The 19,035-nt window shown below is 70.3% G+C and carries 16 protein-coding genes; 10 read left to right on the top strand and 6 right to left on the bottom strand.

All coding sequences use genetic code 11. The annotated features are described in order from the left end of the window. Positions 1-125: 125 nt before the first annotated feature. Together M0R80_05335 and M0R80_05340 are read left to right on the top strand one after the other, a co-directional pair. Positions 126-3,980, top strand: coding sequence for a hypothetical protein (locus tag M0R80_05335; protein MCK9459043.1), 3,855 nt, complete (start codon positions 126-128; stop codon positions 3,978-3,980). 71 nt (positions 3,981-4,051) lie between these two features. After that, positions 4,052-4,636, top strand: a complete 585-nt coding sequence (locus M0R80_05340; protein ID MCK9459044.1) for a DUF2845 domain-containing protein — start codon at positions 4,052-4,054, stop codon at positions 4,634-4,636. A gap of 1 nt (position 4,637) precedes the next feature. Here M0R80_05340 and upp read toward each other — a convergent pair whose 3' ends face one another. From upp to M0R80_05355, 3 genes are all read right to left on the bottom strand, one after another. Continuing rightward, positions 4,638-5,288 carry a uracil phosphoribosyltransferase gene (upp, locus tag M0R80_05345; protein MCK9459045.1) on the bottom strand — a complete coding sequence of 217 codons (651 nt, stop codon included), beginning with the start codon at positions 5,286-5,288 and terminating at the stop codon, positions 4,638-4,640. A gap of 19 nt (positions 5,289-5,307) precedes the next feature. Then, the gene (locus tag M0R80_05350) at positions 5,308-5,796 is read right to left on the bottom strand and encodes a hypothetical protein (GenBank protein ID MCK9459046.1); all 489 of its coding nucleotides are present in this window, start codon (positions 5,794-5,796) and stop codon (positions 5,308-5,310) included. Positions 5,797-5,861: 65 nt separating this feature from the next. Next, positions 5,862-6,239 carry a nuclear transport factor 2 family protein gene (locus tag M0R80_05355; GenBank protein MCK9459047.1) on the bottom strand — a complete coding sequence of 126 codons (378 nt, stop codon included), beginning with the start codon at positions 6,237-6,239 and terminating at the stop codon, positions 5,862-5,864. 371 nt (positions 6,240-6,610) lie between these two features. On the opposite strand from M0R80_05355, the gene M0R80_05360 reads away from it, so the two are divergent. The 8 genes from M0R80_05360 to dapB all read left to right on the top strand — a co-directional run bounded on the left by M0R80_05360 (position 6,611) and on the right by dapB (position 14,828). Beyond that, positions 6,611-7,837 carry a MopE-related protein gene (locus M0R80_05360; protein ID MCK9459048.1) on the top strand — a complete coding sequence of 409 codons (1,227 nt, stop codon included), beginning with the start codon at positions 6,611-6,613 and terminating at the stop codon, positions 7,835-7,837. A 133-nt stretch (positions 7,838-7,970) separates the two neighbouring features. After that, a complete protein-coding gene (locus M0R80_05365; GenBank protein MCK9459049.1) occupies positions 7,971-8,852 on the top strand; it encodes a hypothetical protein in 882 nt (293 codons plus the stop codon). A 10-nt stretch (positions 8,853-8,862) separates the two neighbouring features. After that, entirely contained in the window at positions 8,863-10,926 is a 2,064-nt protein-coding gene (locus M0R80_05370) for a TonB-dependent receptor (protein ID MCK9459050.1), read from the top strand. A 2-nt stretch (positions 10,927-10,928) separates the two neighbouring features. Continuing rightward, on the top strand, positions 10,929-11,678 hold the full coding sequence (locus M0R80_05375; protein ID MCK9459051.1) for a hypothetical protein: 750 nt from the start codon (positions 10,929-10,931) through the stop codon (positions 11,676-11,678). A 2-nt stretch (positions 11,679-11,680) separates the two neighbouring features. Further along, complete coding sequence (locus M0R80_05380) at positions 11,681-12,526, top strand: hypothetical protein (GenBank protein ID MCK9459052.1); 846 nt, start codon at positions 11,681-11,683, stop codon at positions 12,524-12,526. A gap of 91 nt (positions 12,527-12,617) precedes the next feature. Beyond that, positions 12,618-12,917 (top strand): hypothetical protein, encoded by a 300-nt coding sequence (locus M0R80_05385; protein MCK9459053.1) that lies wholly within the window; start codon positions 12,618-12,620, stop codon positions 12,915-12,917. A gap of 208 nt (positions 12,918-13,125) precedes the next feature. Continuing rightward, complete coding sequence (gene dapA, locus M0R80_05390) at positions 13,126-14,016, top strand: 4-hydroxy-tetrahydrodipicolinate synthase (protein MCK9459054.1); 891 nt, start codon at positions 13,126-13,128, stop codon at positions 14,014-14,016. Further along, positions 14,013-14,828 carry a 4-hydroxy-tetrahydrodipicolinate reductase gene (gene dapB / locus M0R80_05395; protein ID MCK9459055.1) on the top strand — a complete coding sequence of 272 codons (816 nt, stop codon included), beginning with the start codon at positions 14,013-14,015 and terminating at the stop codon, positions 14,826-14,828. The genes dapA and dapB overlap by 4 nt, the downstream gene beginning before the upstream one ends. Positions 14,829-14,833: 5 nt before the next feature. On the opposite strand, the gene M0R80_05400 is transcribed toward dapB, so the two are convergent. The 3 genes from M0R80_05400 to M0R80_05410 are packed head-to-tail and all read right to left on the bottom strand — an operon-like array spanning position 14,834 to position 18,844. Further along, entirely contained in the window at positions 14,834-16,534 is a 1,701-nt protein-coding gene (locus M0R80_05400; GenBank protein MCK9459056.1) for a hypothetical protein, read from the bottom strand. Next, on the bottom strand, positions 16,531-17,055 hold the full coding sequence (locus M0R80_05405; GenBank protein MCK9459057.1) for a hypothetical protein: 525 nt from the start codon (positions 17,053-17,055) through the stop codon (positions 16,531-16,533). Before M0R80_05405 ends, M0R80_05400 begins: the two co-directional genes overlap by 4 nt. A 4-nt stretch (positions 17,056-17,059) precedes the next feature. Beyond that, positions 17,060-18,844, bottom strand: a complete 1,785-nt coding sequence (locus M0R80_05410) for a sigma 54-interacting transcriptional regulator (protein ID MCK9459058.1) — start codon at positions 18,842-18,844, stop codon at positions 17,060-17,062. Positions 18,845-19,035 lie beyond the last annotated feature (191 nt).

The raw sequence follows: 19,035 nt of genomic DNA on the forward strand, positions 1-19,035 counted from the left end.
GAGAACACGCGGCCCCGTCGCCGCGGGTTCATGATACCATCACGGGCGATCAGAAGAGAACCGGCCAAGATCCTTTGCCGTCGCCGGACGTAACCTCGGGGGACCGCCGCGAACGGAGGGTGGAGATGGACACTGCGCGCAGCCGTACCACGTCGTATTTCGCCGTTGGCCTCTGGGCCGCGATCGGCCTCCTCGCCGCCGGGTGCGAGGATCAGGCCGGCGGGATCACGCCCCTCGGGAAGGATACGGCCGGTGCCGGAACCGCGAGCGGGGCGCGTGTCACGGCGCTCATCGGGCTGCCCGCGGAGCACCGAGCGACCGCCTCGTCGGAAAAAGGCGTATCGCGCGCCGTCGCCGAGGGCGACGCCCTCCGCCCCGGCGAGGCGATCGAGACCGGGCCGAAGTGCGAGGCGATAGTGACGCTCGCGGACGGGACGACCGTCCACATCGGCGAGGCTGGGATCGTCGCGCTCGGCAAGGGCGCTGGTGCGCCGGACCTCGAGCTCGATCGCGGCGCGATCGCGATCACCCGGCCGTTCGGCGGCGCCAAGGCCACGAGCCTGGGGCTCGGCGAGAAGCGGCTCGAGGTGGCGAGCGGGCGCGCGTCCGTCTTCGTCGACGGCGAGAGCTACACCGTGCGCGTGGACTCGGGCACGGCGGCGCTCGCGCCCGGCGGAGAGGCGATCCTCGCGGGAGACATCGTCCGTATCGAGAAGGGCGGAGCGATCGCGCGGGACGCGGCGGTGTTCGCTGCAAGGCTCTCCCACTACGTCTCGCCGCTCTACGGCAGGGAGCCGGAGCTCGCGGTGGAGCCGGCGGTGCTGCGCGGCATCGGCACGCTCACGGCGCGGCTGCCCGGGACCGGCCGCTCCAACGAGGAGGCGCTCGAGCTCGCGTCGCACGATGTCGACGTAGTGCTTCGGGACGGCGTGGCGTTGACGCAGATCGAGGAGGCGTTCGTGAACCGCTCCGGGAGGACGGTGGAGGCGACGTACAGGTTCGTGCTCCCGTCGTCCGCGAGCATCACGCGTCTCGCGCTCGAGGTGAACGGTCGCGTCGAGGAGGGCGAGGTGCTCGAGACCGCCCGGGCGAAAAGGATCTTCAAGGAGATCGTCGACGACTCGGTGCGGCCGCGGGATCCGGCGCTCCTCGAGTGGGTGCGCGGCTCGACGTTCAGCATGAAGATCTTCCCGATCAAGCCCGGCGAGACCAAGCGCGTGTTCCTCTCTTATGTCGAGCCGACCGCGATGCAGCGGGGCGCGGCGCGTTACGTCTACCCGCTCGGCGGCCCGGCGGGCGCGCCGACGGCCGGCAGGTTCAGCATCGACGTCGACATTCAGAACGCTTACGGGATCTCGTCCGTGCGCACGCCGCTCTACCCGACCGAAGTGCGGGCGGGCGCCGATCGCGCCACCGTGTCGTTCAGCGCCGATCGCTACGCGCCGAGCGTCGACTTCGCAGTGGAGTACGCCGTCGCGAAGCAGCCGGCCGAGATGCGCGTGGCCGCCCAGACCGAGACGAACGGCGCGACCTACGCCATGCTGCTCGCCTCCCCCGTCGCGGGCGCCGCGACGCACCGTGTCTCCACGAAGGGCAAGCGGCTGCTCGCGGTCGTCGACACGTCGTACGGAACCGCCGAGGAGCTCCACGCGCTCGCGTCGGCGACCGTGCTCGAGCTCGCCGCGAGCCTCGGGCGCGGCGACGAGATCAACGTGCTCGCGTGCGACTCGGGCTGCCGCTCGATGTCGCAGCGGTTCGAGACGATCGACGAGCGCCTCCTCGACAGGATGCGCGGTTTCCTCGCCGACAACCCGCCGGGCGGGGCGAGCGACATCCTCGGCGCCATCGAGCGCGCGTTCACGTTCACGTCCGACGGCCTTCCTGCGACGATCGTCTACCTCGGCGACGGCGTGCCGACCGCGGGGGAGACGGATCCGGGTAAAATCGTCGATCTGCTCACGCGCACGGCGCCGCCGAACGTCCGGGTGCAGACGATCGGGATCGGCCCGAACGTCGACGCGCTGCTGCTCGATGCCGTGGCTGCGGCGCTCGGCGGAGCGAGCTACGATCTCTCGCTCGGCGAGGCGCCGGCCGAGGCCGCGTGGAACGTGTCCCGGAGGCTGTGGTCCGCGGGGCTCGTCAACGTCGCGGTCGAGTGGCCCGCGGGCGTGCGCAACGCCTACCCGCAGCGCGTCGGCTTCGTGCCCGCGGGGACCGAGGTCGCGTTCTTTGCGGCGCTCGACGGGAGCGACGTGTCGGGCGACGTCGTCCTGCGCGGGACGACCGTCGACGGCGCGCCCGTCGAGCGGCGGTTCCCGATCTCGATCCGGGCCGAGCGGCCCGAGCCCGGCTTCATCAGCCGCCTGTTCGCCAAGTCGCACATCGATCATCTACAGCTCGTCGGGGGTTCGGCGAAGGAGATCATCGAGACGTCGCGCCGCGCGCGCGTCGCGAGCCGGCTGACGAGCTGGATCGTGCTCGAGAACCAGCGCATGTACGATCGCTTCAACGTGCAGCGCACGGCGGCCGGCGAGTGGGACGGGCAGGCGGCGACGTTTACCGAGGTCGCCGCCGCGGACCTCGACGAGGGCGTGGACGACGTGCTCGCGGGATCGCTCGACGCGCTCGAGGCGCTCGGGTACGCCGGGGACGAGGCCGCCGCGAGGGGGCGCAGCGGATCCGGTTTGCTCGGCGCGCTCACCGGCGGCGGCGCGGGCGGCGGCGGGAAGAAGGCGGGCGGTTCCTCCTACGGGCCGACGACCGGGAGCACGGCCGCGCCTTCCGCGGCGCCTCCGGCCAAGGCGGCGCGGGCCGCGGAGGACGAGCCGGCGCCGTACGCCGAAGAGAAGAAGGCAAAGCTGGCGGATAGCGCCAAGGATTCATACGACAGCGCTGCTCCGCTCGCCCAGGGCTCCGCGCCGATGGCCGAGCCCTCGGGCGGGCTCGGGACCGCCTACGGCACCGGAACCGGGTGGGGATACGGCGCGCCGATCGCCAAGAACGACTACGAGGATCAGTGGCGCTGCAACCGCGGGCCCGTGTACGAAATTCAAATCACGCGCGCATCGGGCGCGGGCCTGGGCGGGGCACAGATCGACGCGCTCGCCGCGGAGGTGCGGGCGCGACCGCTGAGCCGGCAGGCGCACCGGAAGTACGTGGGAGCGCTCGCCCGCACCGGCCGGATAGAGGACTCGCTCGTCGCCGCAGACGCGTGGCGAAGGGCCGATCCGCTCGACGGCGGGGCGCTCGCGGCTTACGCCGACGCCCTCGCACGACGCGGGGACCGGGCGATCGGGCTGCGCGCGTACGCGTCCATCGCGGAGGTCGATCCGAAGCGCGCCGCCAACCACGCCCGGGTCGCCGAGGCGTTCGAGGCGCTCGGCGCGTTCGACGCGGCCGCCTCGCACAGGCGCTCGGCCGCGGCGTTCGATCCGAAGGGCCGCGGCGAGTCGATGCTCCGCTACCTCTTCTGTCTCGCCGCGGCGCGCATGACGGCGCTGCTCGACGTCGAGGCCGCGGCCGTGCTCGGCGATCCCGGGCTGCGCAAGGTGCGCGGCGACGTCCTCGCCCTCGTCGAGGGCGCGCGACGGGGTGTGCTCCCGGAGCGGGCGGCGCAGCAGGCCCGCGGCGAGCTCATCGTGAAGCTCACGGGCACAAGGAGCGCGGGCGACCTCGATCTCGCGGTGCTCGATCCCGCGGGCCGGCGCATCTCCGGCCTGTGGCCGCGCGGTGCGACGTCGGTCGATCTGCCGGGTGCGGACGGCGAGACGCTCGCGCTCAAGGGGCTCTCGAACGGCCGCTACAAGATCCTCGTCTCCACGACCGGCGCCGCCGCGCCGTACGGGCAGGCCGTGTCCGGCAGCGTCACGATCCGCGTGCGCGACAAGCGACAGACGTTCCCGTTCTCGTTCTCGGGCACCGACGCGGTCGTCGCCGAGGTGCGCTACCAGAAGCGGGATCGCCCGGTCGGCTGCTACTGATCTCCGCCCCGCCGTGGCACGGCCCCCGGGAATAGTCGCGGGAGCCGGTTCGTCGTGGCGAAGAGGTGAAAATGAAGACGATCCCCATCGTGCTGGCCGTCCTCTGCTTCGCTGAGCTGATCGCGGCGGGCGCCTCGGCCCAGACCCTGAGCTGCGACGACGGCGTCGTCGAGATGAGCGACTCGAAGTACCTGGTCGAGTCGAAATGCGGCGAGCCCACGTTCACGGACGCAACTCGGGTGACGCGCGTCTCCGAGCGGGGCGACGAGGTGTTGCAGGAGTTCGTCGAGGTCGAGGACTGGCTCTACGACTTCGGCCCGAACCGCCTGGTCGTGGTGCTCACCTTCGAGAAGGATCGGTTGATCGGCATGCGCAGCTTCGGCTACGGCCGCGATTCGGGCGGGAGCCCGGCCTTCGACAAGGTCGTGGCGATCGGAGAACCGACTGTCCGCGTGCTGTTCCTCTTCGGGCCCCCTTCCTACAAGGAGGAGCGTATCGACACGTCAGTCGTCAGCCGCGAGCACGGCGGTGCCTTCCCGAAGCAGGTCTCCGTGGAGACGTGGACCTACAACCTGGGACCCAACCGCTTCATGAGGATCTACCACTTCGTCAACGGCCGCCTGACCGCGATCGAGCGAGGCCCGCGGGGGTTCTGAGTCACTTCGTGCCGAAGAGCCGGTCGCCCGCGTCGCCGAGCCCGGGGACGATGTACGCGTGCTCGTCGAGGTGCGAGTCGAGCGACGCGACGTAGACGTCCACGCCGCCGTGCTCGCGGTTGAAGACGCGCATCCCCTCCGGCGCCGCGACGAGCGCGAGGAACCGGATGTCGCCGTCCTTCACCCCGCGGGAGTTCAGCACCGAGACCGCGTGGGCGGCCGAATTGCCGGTGGCGAGCATCGGATCGACGAGGATGAACGTGCGCCCCTCGACCTCGGGGAGCTTCACGAGGTACTCGTGCGGCATCTTCGTCCCGGGATCGCGGTACAGGCCGACGTGACCGACGCGCGCGCCCGGCACGAGCTCCAGGAGGCCGTCGGCCATCCCGGCACCGGCCCGCAGGATCGGCACGATCGCGAGCTTCTTGCCCGCGATCACGCGGGCCGTCGTCTCGGCGAGCGGCGTGCGGATCGTCTCCTCGGCGAGCGGCAGGTTGCGCGTCACCTCGTACCCCATGAGGAGGGCGATCTCCCTGAGCAGCTGGCGGAACGTGCGCGTCGACGTCGCCGCGTTCCGCATGTGCGTCAGCTTGTGCTGGATGAGCGGGTGATCGAGGATGAAGAGGTTCGGAAACTCTTCGACTTGTCGCATGGAGCCCCCGGGGCCGGCGTCAATGCAGCGTGCGGTTGCGGACGCCGTCGGACGGCGCCGGCTCGTCGTCGTCACCGTCGAACGGGTCGATCTCCTCGCCCGGGACCGGGAGCAGCGCCGGGTGCGGCACCGCGCGCCACTCCTCGTCCTCGCCCGCCAGCTCCTGCACCGCGACGTGCGTCGCCCCGAGCTGGCGCAGCAGGTCCTCCGCCTCGCCCGCGTCCGCACCCGGCGCGAGCGTCCAGGCGAGATCCGCGCCGCGGCTCGCGATCGAGTGACCCGTCTCCCAACCGATGGCGTCACCGAGGCCGTGGCGCGCGTAGATCGCCGCGACCTCGTCGGCGTCCGCCTCGCCGCCTCGCCGCTCGAAGAGGGCCGCGACCTCGACCGACGCCGCTTCGATGATCGACTCGAGCGTCTCCTGGGCCGTCTCCGCGGCGATGGGGTTCTCGAACCGCGCCAGGACGACGGTCCTCGATACGGGCTCCTGTGATCTGCCGTTGTGCATGCGATCCCTTCTCCCGATGGCCATACCACGAACGGCGACCGCTTTCCACCGGCAGCGGGTTCGCGTTACGCGTTCCGCAGGGTGAACGAGGTGTCCTTGAACGTGTCGCTCAGGTAGGCGACGCGGCCGTCGGCGTCGAGCTCGATCACGGTGACGCCCGCGTTGCGGTACGGCGCGCCGTCGCGGCTCGTACCCTCGTTCGTCCATTCGACCGCGGCGTGGCGATCGTCGCAGATGACGCGGCGCGGCTCGAAGGCGAGCGCCGGGAACTTGAAGAAGAGAATCTTCACGAACTTCTCGATCCGCGCGCAGCCCTCGACGGGCGCGGTGCCCGGGAAGTGGAAGACGGCGCCCTCGGCGAGGAGCGAAGCGAAGGCGGCCGGATCGCGCGCGTTCATGGCGCGAAACAGCGCCCTGGCGGTGTGTGCGGTGTCCTGGCTCATGGGGCCTCCCTGCAATTCGCCCATTTTCGGGAGAAAACGGTTAGAATGACAGCAAATCCATGCCTCGCGGGCGTCAGGAGGGTCGAATGAGAAGCCGGACGATCGCTGCTTTCTTGGCCGTATCAGCCTGCGCGCTCGCCTCGGGCGCTCCGCTCGCCGGGTGCGAGGGCGACGGCGGCGGCGGTTTCCAGCCTTCGGACACCGACACGGACGCGGACACGGACGCGGACACGGATGTGGATTCGGACTCGGACTCGGATACCGATTCCGACACGGACGGCGACACCGATGCGGACACGGATTCCGACGCCGACACGGATGGAGATACGGATGTCCCGGAATGCACGGACGGCGACAGCGACGGCTGGTGCCTGCCGTTCGACTGCGACGACTCGGACAACTCCGTCCACCCGGGCGCGACCGAGGATCAGACCAACGGCGCCGACGACGACTGCGACGGTACGACCGACGAGGCGTCGCCGTTCGGGGACGAGTTCGTGGCCGGGACCGTGTGGGCGCCGGCCGGGACGTTCCCGATCTCCGGCGCGCTCGTTTACCTCACATCCGAGCTGCCGGATCCGATCGAGGACACGACGTTCTGCTACGATTGCGAGAACATGGGCGGCAAGCCGTGGGCGCTTTCCGGCGCGGACGGGAGCTTCTCGATCACGAACGCGCCCTCGGGTACGGTCTACCTCGTCACGCGCAAGGGGCTGTTCCGCCGGGTGCGGCAGATCACGATCACGGCCGGAGAGCCGTACTTCGTCCCGGACGATGAGTCGACCCTGCCCGGTGCGAACTCGGCGCCGTACGACGAGATCCCGAGCTACGCGGTGCTGCTCAACGGCTACGACCTCCCCGAGGACATGCTGGCCAAGATGGGGCTCGGCGAGCTGACGAGCTCGGGCAACCTCGATACGGCGCAACCGTACAGCTTCGATCTCTACAACGACTCGTACTCCGACAGCACGGCCGTCGGGTCGTCTTCGTCGCTCGTGTCGAGCCTCACGAACCTCGAAAACTACCACATGGTGTTCTTTCCCTGCATCTGCCACACGCTGACCGCGACGAGCTACACGTCGAACCTCCAAAACTACGTCATCGGAGGCGGCAAGATCTACTCCTCGTGCTGGGCGTCGCAGTGGGCCGAGACCCCGTTCCCGAACGCGATCGAGTTCAACGGCAGCGACACGGCGTACAACGCGGGCAACGTGGGGTACTGGGACAGCTTCGGCACGATCACGGACACGGAGATGCGCGCCTGGCTCGCCGAGGTGAACCCGAGCTCCAGCCTCGACAATTACCCGTTCGACGGCGGCTACATCCTGATCGACTCGTTGACGACGGGTGCCTACGCTGGCCACGGCCTCGAGGAGGACGGCGGCCTGGTGATCCCGAAGTCGTGGGTCAACGACGTGAGCGACTACCCGGGCCACCCGCTGACCGTCACGTACAACTACGACTGCGGCAAGGTGTTCTTCTCCACCTACCAGGTCGTCGAGAGCACGCCGTCGACGGCCATCCGCCCGCAGGAGTGGGTGCTCATCTACCTCTTCTTCGAGGTCGGCGTCTGCGATGGCGACTACACCATCGAATAGGGGCGCCGCTCGCCGCGCCCGCCGCCAACGGCGGGAATGATGCGCCACCTCCCGCCGGGGCTTGACTCGATATGCCCAAACGAACATAACGCAGATGACATTTGCCGTTCCTTCGCGGAAAAGGAGGAGATCCATGTCGAGATCTCGCGTTTTGTTCACGGCGGCTTCGCTGCTGCTCGCGGCGATCTGCGCCGCGTGCGACCAGAAGGTGGACAAGGGCGACGACAAGCTGACCGAGGGGAACCAGAGCGTGGAGGTCGTCTACAACGGCGGCGCTCCGGAGATCGTCGAGTTCGACAACCTCACGACCGTCTACAAGTTCAACGATACCCCGGTGGTTTCGATGACCGACGTCGTGCTGGGCTCGGGCCTGGTGCTGTCGGTGGACGGCTTGTGGCTCAACTTCGTCGCGAGCGACGGCTACTCGCCGCTCGGAAACGACAACTGCGGCGACGCCTTCACGCCCACGCCGGCGTCCATCATCGGATCGGCGTACGTCGAGCGCGGCACCCGCAACATGCTGTGGGAGGAGGCGCTCGAGGCGCCCTCGTGCATGTCGGTGAAGGACGTCGAGACCGTGTACGTCGCCGACGACCCCGCGGATCTGCCCGTGGGCGGCGACTCGGACAGCGACTCGGACACCGATTCGGATGTGGACACAGACGTCGTGGGGCACGTCACCGTGGACTTCGACGGCGACACGGAGGAGGTCGAGCTCGCCGGGCTCGAGACCGCCGAGCTGGACGGCGCCACGGTCGCGCTGCTTTCCACGATCTTCGCCGCGACCTCGTTCGCCTTCGAGCTGGGCGCGGTGTCGCTTTCCTTCGAGGGCTCGGACGGGTACAACCCGGTCGTGGAGGGCACCTGCACCGAGGCGCTGCCGGCCGCGGGCACGCTCGCGACCCAGGCGGGCATCGATCCGGCGACGAACGATGTCGAGTGGGATCCGGCCCTGGAGTACCCGGGGTGCGCCCACGTGAAGGAAGTCGCCATCGTCTACGTGACGTCGAACTGACGCCGATCCGATGACCAGAGCCGCACCCGTGATCGCCATCGCGCTCGTCGCGCTCGTCGCCTCCCGCAGCGCCGCGGCCGACGACGCGGGGCCCGGCGATCCGGACGCGGGCGCCGGGGATCCGTGGGCCGTGGATCCGGGCCACTTTCCCGCGGGAGACGGCGTCGTTTACGAGACGATTGTAGAAGGCCGGTCGCCCGAGGAGGACGGCCTGAGCCGCCGGCGCATCGATAGGGAGGAGCTCCGCGAGACGGGCTCTAATACCGTGACCGAGGCTTTGGAGCGCGAGCCCGCGGTGTTCGCCTCGAGCGGCAGGAAGGGGGAGCGCAGCTTCCGCCTGCGCGGCTTCGATCAGCGCGGAGTCGCGGTCTACCTGGACGGCGTGCCGTTCTCGATGCCCTACGGCGGCTCGATCGATCTGAACAAGATCCCGGTCCAGATGCTCGACTCGATCCTGCTGCTCAAGGGGCCCACCTCCGTGGTCTTCGGCCCGGGCGGGATGGGCGGTGCGCTGCTGCTCGAGACGCGCGAGCCGGAGGCTGCGCCCCTCGTCGAGGCGGAGCTCGCCCTCAGCACCGACGCGGAGACGAGCGGCACGATCTACCACGGCTACGACGCGGGGCCGTTCGCCTACGCCATCGGCGCTGGGACGTTCGCGTCGGACGGGTACTCGCTCTCCTCCCAGTTCGAGCCGACCGAGTACGAGGATGGGGGCGGGCTCGACAACAGCGAGAGGAGGCTCCGCCACGCCGCCGGCAAGCTCGTCGTCCCCATGCCCGGGCCCAACCGCTTCGTCGCCCAGGCGTTCGCGGTCGACGGCGAGTTCGGCGTCCCGCGCTCGACGACCGACACGCGGCCGTTCTACAGCCGGTTCGAGTACTGGCGCGCGGCGGTGGGGCAGGTGGCCCACGAATACGACACGCGGGACGCCGGGATCGAGGAGGCGGTATACGTCGCCTCGTTCGACAACCGCCTCGCCTCTTACGACGACGCGACGTTCACGACGCAGGACGGCCCCAACGCGTACACCTCCTGGTACCACGATCGGACGTTCGGTGGCCGCGTCACGGCGAGGCGGGCGATCCGCGGGCTGCCGGGCGGCGCGACGCAGCTGCGGCTCTGGCTGGGCGCCCAGCACGACGTCCACCGCGCGAGCCTGGAGCTCGATGGGCCCCAGGAGAGCTACCGCCGCACGTTGTTCACGGCCGTGCCGGAGCTCGAGATCCCGATCGTCCGCCGCCTCGTCGCGCTCGCTTCGGCCCAGACCGACGTGGAGCGCACGCACAACGCGGGCGCCGCGCTCGACGGCTACGAAGGGGAAATGCGCGACAGGACCACGGCGATCTTCGGGCCGCTCCTCGCCGTGCGGTGGGATCCGCGCGACGAGCTGATGCTCCGGCTCTCGGGCGCGAGGCGCAGCCGCATCCCGACGCTCTCGGAGCGGTACTCGAGCCGCCTCGGCTTCACGGTGCCCAACCCCGGGCTCGATCCCGAGACCGCGTGGCACGTCGGCCTCGACGCGGCCTGGAAACCGACGCGCGGCGTCGAAGTCGATCTCTCCGGCTTCGACGCCGAGGTCACCGATCTGATCGCGTCCGAATACCTGCCCGAGACGAACGGCGTGACGCGGAAGCGGAACGTGGGCCGGGCGCGGCTCGCGGGCGCCGAGGCGGCGATCTCGTGGCGGCCGGCGCGCCTCGTCGAGCTGAGCGCGGGCTACGCGTTCCTCCACGCGCGCCGCCTCGATCCGGACGACGACGAGGAGGATCGGATCGCCCAGATCCCGGCCCACCAGGCCGTCTTCGGGCTCGCGTTCGATCCCGCGCGCTGGCTGCGCGCGACGAGCTCCCTGCGCGTGATCGGGCCGCAGGCGTTCGACGACTACACCATCCTGGGGCTCGGAGAGCTCGGGACCTACGCGGTCTGGGACGCGCGCGTCGAGCTCTCGCCCGTCCCGTGGGCCTCGTTCTGGGTGCACGGCTCGAACCTGCTCGACATGAACTACCAGACCGAATACGGCTACCCGGACCGCGGACTGAACGTCTGGTTCGGCGTCCGGGTCACGGAGCGCTGAGCGTGTTCACGACCGGAAACCACCTATGGCTGTACGGCGCGGGCGGCCTCTACGCCGCGGCGATGCTCCTCGCGCTCTTGCGTCTGCGGCGCGCGGCGATGGGCCCACTGCTCCTCGGGCTCGTCGCGCACGCGCTCTACCTCGTCGGACGGGGGTGGCTCGCCGGGGCGTTCTACGCCAACCCGATCTTCGAGGGGCCGTTCTTCCTGCCGTGGTGCCTCGCGGCCTGCGCCGCGGTCGCGTGCGCGCGGGACAGGGAGATCCCGCTCGCGCCGCTGATCGGCACGGTCGTGGGCTTCATGATCCTGGCGGTCGCCTACTCCAAGGGCGCGATCCCGCCCACGCCGAAGAAGATCACCGCCCTGGCCGCAGCGTTCTTCTTCACCGAGAACCTGGGGTACGGCCTGTTCTACTGCGGCGCCGCGCTCGCGTTCCACGGACTCGTGCGGCGGGCCGACGACGAACGGGGCCATCCGTTCTTGGTGTGGGGCTTCGTGGTGTTCAGCCTCTCGCAGATCGTCGGCGCGCTCTGGTGCTGGGTGGGTTGGGGGAACACGTTCCGCTTCAGCACGCGGCACTTCACATCCGCGGCGATCTGGATCGCGTTCGCGGCGTACGTGCACCTCAGGTTCACGCCGGCGTGGGGCCCTCGAAGGCGGGCGGTCTTCGCGGTGGCCGCGGCGGTCGTGGCGTTCGTCGCCACCTACGGCAACCATTTGCGGGAGATGGCGTTCCCGCGGGTGGGAGGATAGAGGTGCGCGGGCTGTGGACATTCCTCGGTGACACCAGGCTGACCTTCTGGAGCCTGTGCGTCGTCGCCGCGCTGTTCCTGGTAGGCGGCGTCTTCGCCGTCGACAACTTCGAGCTGATCAACGGCCTCAACGAGACGCGGATCCAGGACTGGATCGCCGCGAACCTCGCCGCCAACCTGTCCGTCGCGTGGTGGCTGCCGGCGCTGCTCGCCGCGCTCCTCGCGCTGGGGTTGAACATCGCCGCGTGCACCGTGCAGCGATTCTCCGCCCTGTGGCCCACGCGCCGGGGGAGGCCGCTCGTCGATCTCCTGCGGGATCTCACGCCGACCGCCGTCCACGCGCTGTTCGCCGTGGTGATGGTAGGTCACCTCGTCACGATCACCTGCGGCGAGTGGCGCCGGATCCCGCTGACAGAGGGCGCTGCGATCGGGTTTCCCGGCGACGCGGATCTCGTGGTGTCGAGCCGGAGGGACGTGCTGTTTCCCGCCGCGAAGGGGCAGCCTCGGCGCGTCGCCGAGACCCGGGTGAAGTTAGTCTCCGGGGACGGCGCCGTCCTCGAGGTGAGCCACGGATCGCCCCTCTCGTACGGCGGTGCGCACATCGTGCTGGATCGCAGGAAAGCGAAGAGCGCGAAGACCGCGAAGAAGGCGGCCGACGAGGACTGCAACGGGGAGAAGGACTCTCGGATCGATACGAAGATCCCGAAGACGGGGGACACGCTGCTCGTCGTCGACGACCCAGGTGTCCGCATCATCGTCCCCGCGTTCGTCCTGATCCTCCTGCTCATGGGCGCGCACTTCGCGACCCGCCACCTGGGCCCGATCCGAAAGGTCCGCGGCCTGCGATAGTCCCTCGGCAGCGACGTCTTGGCCCCCCCACCTTGCGCCGGGAGAAATCATGATAATACTTTCAAGTATTGAGGGGACAGGAGGGAACACAATGAAGGAGATACTGGGAATCGGGATCGCGGCGGGGCTCTTCGCGGGCGCCGCGCTCGCGCCGGGCGAGGCGGCGGCGCAACCCGCCAAGGCCGCAGTATCGCCCGCGGAAGTGGCGCGCGTGCCGGTGGCGCAGGCCCGCGAGCGCGTGCGGGAGGGCAGGGCGCTCCTCGTGTGCGCCTACGAGAGCGACGACAAGTTCGCGGCGATGAAGCTCGAGGGAGCGATCTCCTGGAACGCGCTCCAGAAGCGGCTCCCCGCCTTGGACAAGAAGGCCGAGATCATCCTCTACTGCGCCTGACACGCCGAGGCGAGCGCTGCCGGTCGGGCAGCCGAGCTGATCGCGAAGGGGTTCGTGAACGCGAAGGCGCTGGGCGGCGGCATCGCCGCGTGGAAGGAGGCCGGGTACCCGTAAGCCCTCCCATCCTCTCCTGGACGCGGCGCGCGTTTTCGGTGAAAAGGGGAGAGCGCTCGCTCGCGGCGCGGCGCACCTGCGAAAGGAAGCCCTCGTGTTTCAAGGAATCTACACCGCGCTCGTGACGCCCATGCGCAACGGCACCGTCGACCTCTCGGCGCTCGCCCGGCTGATCGAGCGGCAGGTCGCCGCCGGCGTGCAGGGCGTCGTGGTCTGCGCCACGACCGGCGAGGGGACCACGCTCACCCAGGACGAGCGGCGGCTCGTGCTCGAGTCGGCCGTCCGCCGCGCCGGCGGCAAGATCCAGGTGCTTTTCGGCACGAGCCTCGTGGCGACGTGGGCGGTGATCGACGCCGTGAACTCGGCCGCGGACCAGGGCGCGGTGGGCGCGCTCGTCTCGTCGCCTTCGTACGTCAAGCCGTCCCAGGACGGGATCTACGGCCACTACGCGGCGATCGCGGATCAGTCGAAGCTGCCGATCGTGCTGTACAACGTGCCGTCGCGGACCGCGTCGGACATCAAGCCCGAGACCGTGGCGCGGCTCGCGGCGCACGATCGCGTCGTCGCCATCAAGGAGGCGAGCGGCTCGATCGAGCGGGCGCAGCAGATCGTCGCCGCCGCGGGCGACACCGTGAAGGTGCTGTCCGGCGACGATCCCTTGACGCTCTCGATCCTCGTCGCGGGCGGGCACGGCGTGATCAGCACCGCCGCGAACGTCGTGCCCGAGAAGTGGTCCGCGCTGTGGCGGCACTGGCTCGCGGGGGACATCCAGGCGGCGGCCGCGGCGCAGGCCGGGCTGCTCGGGCTGCACGGCGCGCTGTTCGCGGAGACGAACCCGGGCCCGGTCAAGGCCGCGCTGCACCTGCTCGGCCTCCTCGAGGACGAAGTCCGGCTGCCGCTCACCTGGCCCTCGCGGCCGACGGTCTACAGGCTCGCCGCCGAGCTCGAGAAGCTCGGCCTCGCGCTCGCCCGGAGCTCGCAGTGACCGCGCCGATCGGCCTCGCGTTGGTCGGCGCCCTCGGCCGGATGGGGCTCGCGATCGCGAGGGCCGCCGCGGCGCGGGACGATCTGCGCGTCGCTGCGGCGATCGAGCGGGACGGTCACCCGGGGCTCGGCGCGGATCTCGCCGCGCGCGCGGGGGCCGGCGAGGCGGGGGTGAAGGTCGGCGCGGATCTCGCGGGCGGCATCGCAGGTGCGGACGTCGTGATCGACCTGAGCCACGCGGGAGCGGCGGCGGCGGTCGCGGGGGCGGCGGCGGCCTGCGGGAAGGCGCTCCTGTGCGGTACCACGGGGCTCGACGAGGCGGCGATCGCGGCGCTGGATCGCGCGGCGCAGTCGGTCCCCGTGCTCTGGACCCCGAACCTGAGCCCGGGCGTCGCCGTGCTCGCCGGGCTCGTCCGGCACGCGGTCGCGGCGCTCGGCCCCGAGTACGACGTCGAAATCGTCGAGCTGCACCACAGGAAGAAGGCCGACGCCCCCTCCGGAACAGCGCTCCTCCTCGCCGCCGAGGCGTCGACGGGCGCAGGGAGGCTGGCGCCGGCGGCGATGTGCTTCGGCCGGAGCGGGCGTACGGGCGAGCGTCCCGGCGGGCAGATCGGGATCCACGCCGTGCGCGGCGGCACCGTCTTCGGCGAGCACCGGGTGATCCTCGCCGGCCCGCACGAGCGGATCGAGCTCTCGCACGCGGCCGAGTCTCGCGAGCTGTTCGCGGAGGGCGCGCTCCGTGCCGCGCTCTTCCTCGCCCGCGCCCGACCCGGGCGCTACGCGATGAAGGACGTCCTCGCCCGTGAGGCGTGATCCGGCTACGGCGGCAGGAGCGCCGCGAACGCGCCGTCCGCGTCCGCCACGGTGCGGCCCACGGCGTACGCCCGACCGCCGATCTCGCGGTACCACTCGACGACCGATCCGCCGACGTCGATCGGGTTGACCTGGTCGCTGCTCGCCGCGACGACCCCGCGCAGGGCGAACGGCAGCGGCAGATCGAAGGAGATCGACAGGGTCTCTTCGGGCACCGTCACCTCGACGAGATCCCACGCGAAGCGGCTCTCGGCCGGCGCCTCGGCGACGACGACGTAGGGCGCCGCGTCGAGCCAGAACCGGAACTTGCCGGAGCTGCCGCTCATCGCCGAGTTCGACCGCGCGGTGATCGACGCGCCAGCCGCCGGCTCGGCCGAGATCGCGCTCGTCGGCACGGGAAGGCCGCCCGCCGCGACGGCCCCCGTGACCGTCGGCCGGAACGAGAGGAGCAACTCCAAAGGAGAGTCGTTCTCGAAGACCGCGACGGGCTCGGTCGAGGTGTAGACGGCGTAGTCGCTCGTCGATCCCACGGACGCGTACGCCGGGATCACGGTGATCGAGTAGCCGCCGGGGTAGAGGATGACGCCGGTGACCCCGGGCGTCTCCTCGAGCTCGCCGCTCTCGTTCGTCAGCACCCACTTCTCCACCTTGCCGCCGGCCACGTCCGCCGAAGAGAACGCGACGAAGCACGACGGCGCCGTGTCGTACACGGTGACTCCGGTCTGGGTCTTCGTCGGCTGCAGCACCTTGGCCTGGAAGCGGATCGGGACGCCGAGCGCGCCGATCTCGACCCCGAGGTCCTCGAGCACCTCGCCCGCTTCCGGGGTCTCGAGATCGTGGATCTCCAACACCGGATGCTGCGCCTCGTTCAGCCGCGACACGCTCAGCGAGAACGGCGTTCCCGCCTCGACGGTGCTCTTCGCGAGCCCGATCGAGAAGGCGCCGCACGTCTCCAGATCCTCGCACGAGGTCTCGTCGACGGTCGAAACGATCCGGGAGGTCTCCGGATCGAACGCGACGATCTCGAAGCCGCCCATCGGCACGTCGGCCTGCGTGATCCGCCCTTCGACCGTCGCCGCCGCGCGCGGGAGCACGACGCCCATCGGATCTCCGTGCTCGTCGAGAAAGACGCCCGTGGTGTCGAGGACGACGCCGTCCAGGTAGCGGATCGGGAAAGAGCTCGCCTGGTCGCCTTCGGGAACGGCGATGATGTCGTAGGTGCTCGGCAGGAGCGCGAGGTCGAACACCGAGCTGGCATACGACTCGTAGACCGTTATCTGCGCCGGATGGCCGGGCAGGCGGTTCCCGACGTCGGAGAAGACGATGTGGCCCAGGAACTCGGACGAGACGTCCCCGTCGTCGACGTCCCCGGCGACGGTCTCTCCCGTCACCGTGACCGGCACCCGCACCGCGAGGGGATTCCCGATCTCTCCGCCGAGGACGGACACGGGGTACACCTGCGCCGGCGCGCCGGTCGCCGGGTCCGGGACGACCCGCGCGAGCAGCGCCTCTTCGGGAGGCGGGCTCACGACGCACGCACCGAGCTCCGGATCGCAGGTGCCCGCCGCGCAGGCAACCCCGGCGCCGCACGCGTTCACCGGGCCGTCGTAGGTCCACTGTCCGGGGCCGCCGTCGATCTTCGCGCAGGCCGCGAGGAGAAGCGCCGCGACGAGCGAGCCTTCGCGCCGCGCCCGCGCGCCCATCACGGCGGGCACTCCGAGGTCGGGAGCACGTCGAGCGACCAGAACACCTTCGCGGTCCGCGCGGTCGGGGGCGGCTCGCCGTTCACGAACGGCCGATCCGACACGAGCACCCGCGTGGGCAGGAGGCCGTCGGAGACGTAGCCGGGCTGGGTCAGGATGTTCAGGGTGCAGCTCGCGATGAGGTGGACTCCCCCCACGTAAGCGCTGTCCGCCGTCGCCGACGTCGCGGTGACCGTGCAGTCCCCGGCCTTCACCCCCTCGTCCGCGCTGTTGATGTCGAGCCAGACGCGGATCTCCGCCTCGGTCATGGGCGGCGCGTCCTCCTCGTCCGGATCCCACAGGAACACCTCGTACTCGGGCGCCTCCGCCCCGCGGCAGACGGTCTGCACGGTGCTGTTGTCCGGGATCACGCCCGTCACTTCCTGCGGGTAGTTGATGTCCTCCGTGAAGTCGATGTCGTCGGTGACGATGCAGCCCGCCGCGGCGAGCGCGAGGATCCCTGCGGTGGCGGCGAGCCGTGCCATCCGCCTACGCCTTCTCGAGGTAGCGGTAGATCGTGCGGGGATCCACGTCGAGATCCTGCGCGGTCTTGGTGCGGTTCCCGTTGTTGCGCGCGAGGACGTCGAGCACGTACTGCCGCTGGAAGGCCTCCCGCGCCTCGGCGAGCGGGACGACGACGGGCAGCATGCCCTCGCCGAGATCGAGATCGCGCGGACCGACCATGCTCCCTTCGCAGAGGATGACCGCCTTCTTGAGGCGGTTCTCGAGCTCGCGCACGTTGCCGGGCCAGCTGTGCTTCTTGAGCGCGATCGACGCGTTCGGCGTGAACCCCTTGACCTTGGTCCCGAACTCCTCGGCGTAGCGCTTGAGCAGGTAGCGGGCCAGGAGCACGATGTCCTCGCCGCGCTCGCGCAGCGGCGGCAGGTCGATGTGCAGCACGTTGAGCCGGTAGAAGAGATCCTCCCGGAAGCGGCCGGCCTTGACCTCCTCCTCGAGGTTGCGGTTCGTCGCCGCGAGCACGCGGATGTCGAGCGTCTCGGGCTTGGTCGCCCCGACCTTGACGACCTGGCGCTCCTGGAGCACGCGCAGCATCTTGACCTGGAGCGCGAGCGGCATCTCCCCGATCTCGTCGAGGAAGATGGTGCCGCGATCCGCGGCCTGCAGCTTTCCCGAGTAGGTCGTCACCGCGCCGGTGAAGGCGCCGCGCACGTGGCCGAAGAACTCGCTCTCCATCAGGCTCTCGGGGATGGCGCCGCAGTTGACGGTGACGAACGGCCCGGTGCTCCTGTGGCTGCGGCGATGGATCTCGCGGGCGATCAGCTCCTTGCCGGTCCCGGTCTCGCCGCCGATGAGCACCGACACGTCGGCCGTCGCGACCTTCTCCACGCAGCGGAACACCTCCCGCATCGACGCGGAGGTGCCGATGATCTCGCCGAACCTCTGCTGCACGAGCTCGTGCGAGAGCGACATGTTGCGCAGCCGCAGGTCGTCGACGAGCAGCGCGGAGTGCACGAGCAGCGACGCCTGCGCCGCGAACACGTCGAGCAGCTCGAGCGCCGAGGCGTCGAACATCCCGGTCACGGAGTCGTTTCCGACGTAGATGAGCCCGAGCAGCCGGCCGCGCTGCATGAGCGGCACGCACATGACCGAGCTGAGCTTCAGGTTGATGACCGACTCCGCCTTCGAGAACGCGGTGTCGGTCATGGCGTCCGAGACGATGAGCGAGCGCCGCGTCTCGACGACCCGCGCGACGATGCTGTCCGAGAGCTGCGCCACGGCCGCGTCGAGGTTCTCGCGGTGGACGTTGCGCGCGACCTTGATCACGGGCTGATCGTCCTCGAACAGGACGAGGAACCCCTTGGCCGCGCCGGTGATGTCGATCACCGCGTCCATCAGCTTGTCGATGAGATCGTCGATCGACTCGCGCTGCATGAGCTCCGCGGAGAACTGCTGCAGCTTCTTGAGGCCGTCGAGCATGGCGCGATCGCCCGGGCGCTCCTGGGAGTCGTCGGCGCCGGTCGGCACCTCGAGCAGGCTGAACGCGAGCTGCGCCTCGCCGACCGTGATGCGATCCTCGTGGTCGAGGCGCGCCTTGCGCTTCTTCTTGTTGTTGACGTGGAGCTCGGCGCCCGCCTCGGTGTCCGTGATCGTGAACTCCCGGCCGTCGAAGACGATCCGCGCGTGGTGCGGCGCGAGCCCCATCTTCAGGATGACGACGTCGTTGCCGCGATCGGCGCCGATCGTCGTGATCGACTTCACGATCCTGTACACCGCGCGATCGCCGCCGGCGGGCTTCCAGCTCAGAGTCGCCATCTCCCCACGCCTTTCCCGAACGGACGAGGGGAAAGTCTAGCCGGTTTGAATCCCAGGGTAAACGGGGTTCGGAGTGGCGTGGGACTCGGGCCGGTGGGACATCTGAGACCGCTGAGACTCGTGGGAGCCGGGCAGCGCTCCCACTTGTCCTGCCTGTCTCCGCTGTCCCACTCCGTTGTCCCACTGCGCCC

The sequence above is a fragment of the Pseudomonadota bacterium genome (assembly GCA_023229365.1).
Taxonomy (GTDB): domain Bacteria; phylum Myxococcota_A; class Polyangia; order JAAYKL01; family JAAYKL01; genus JALNZK01.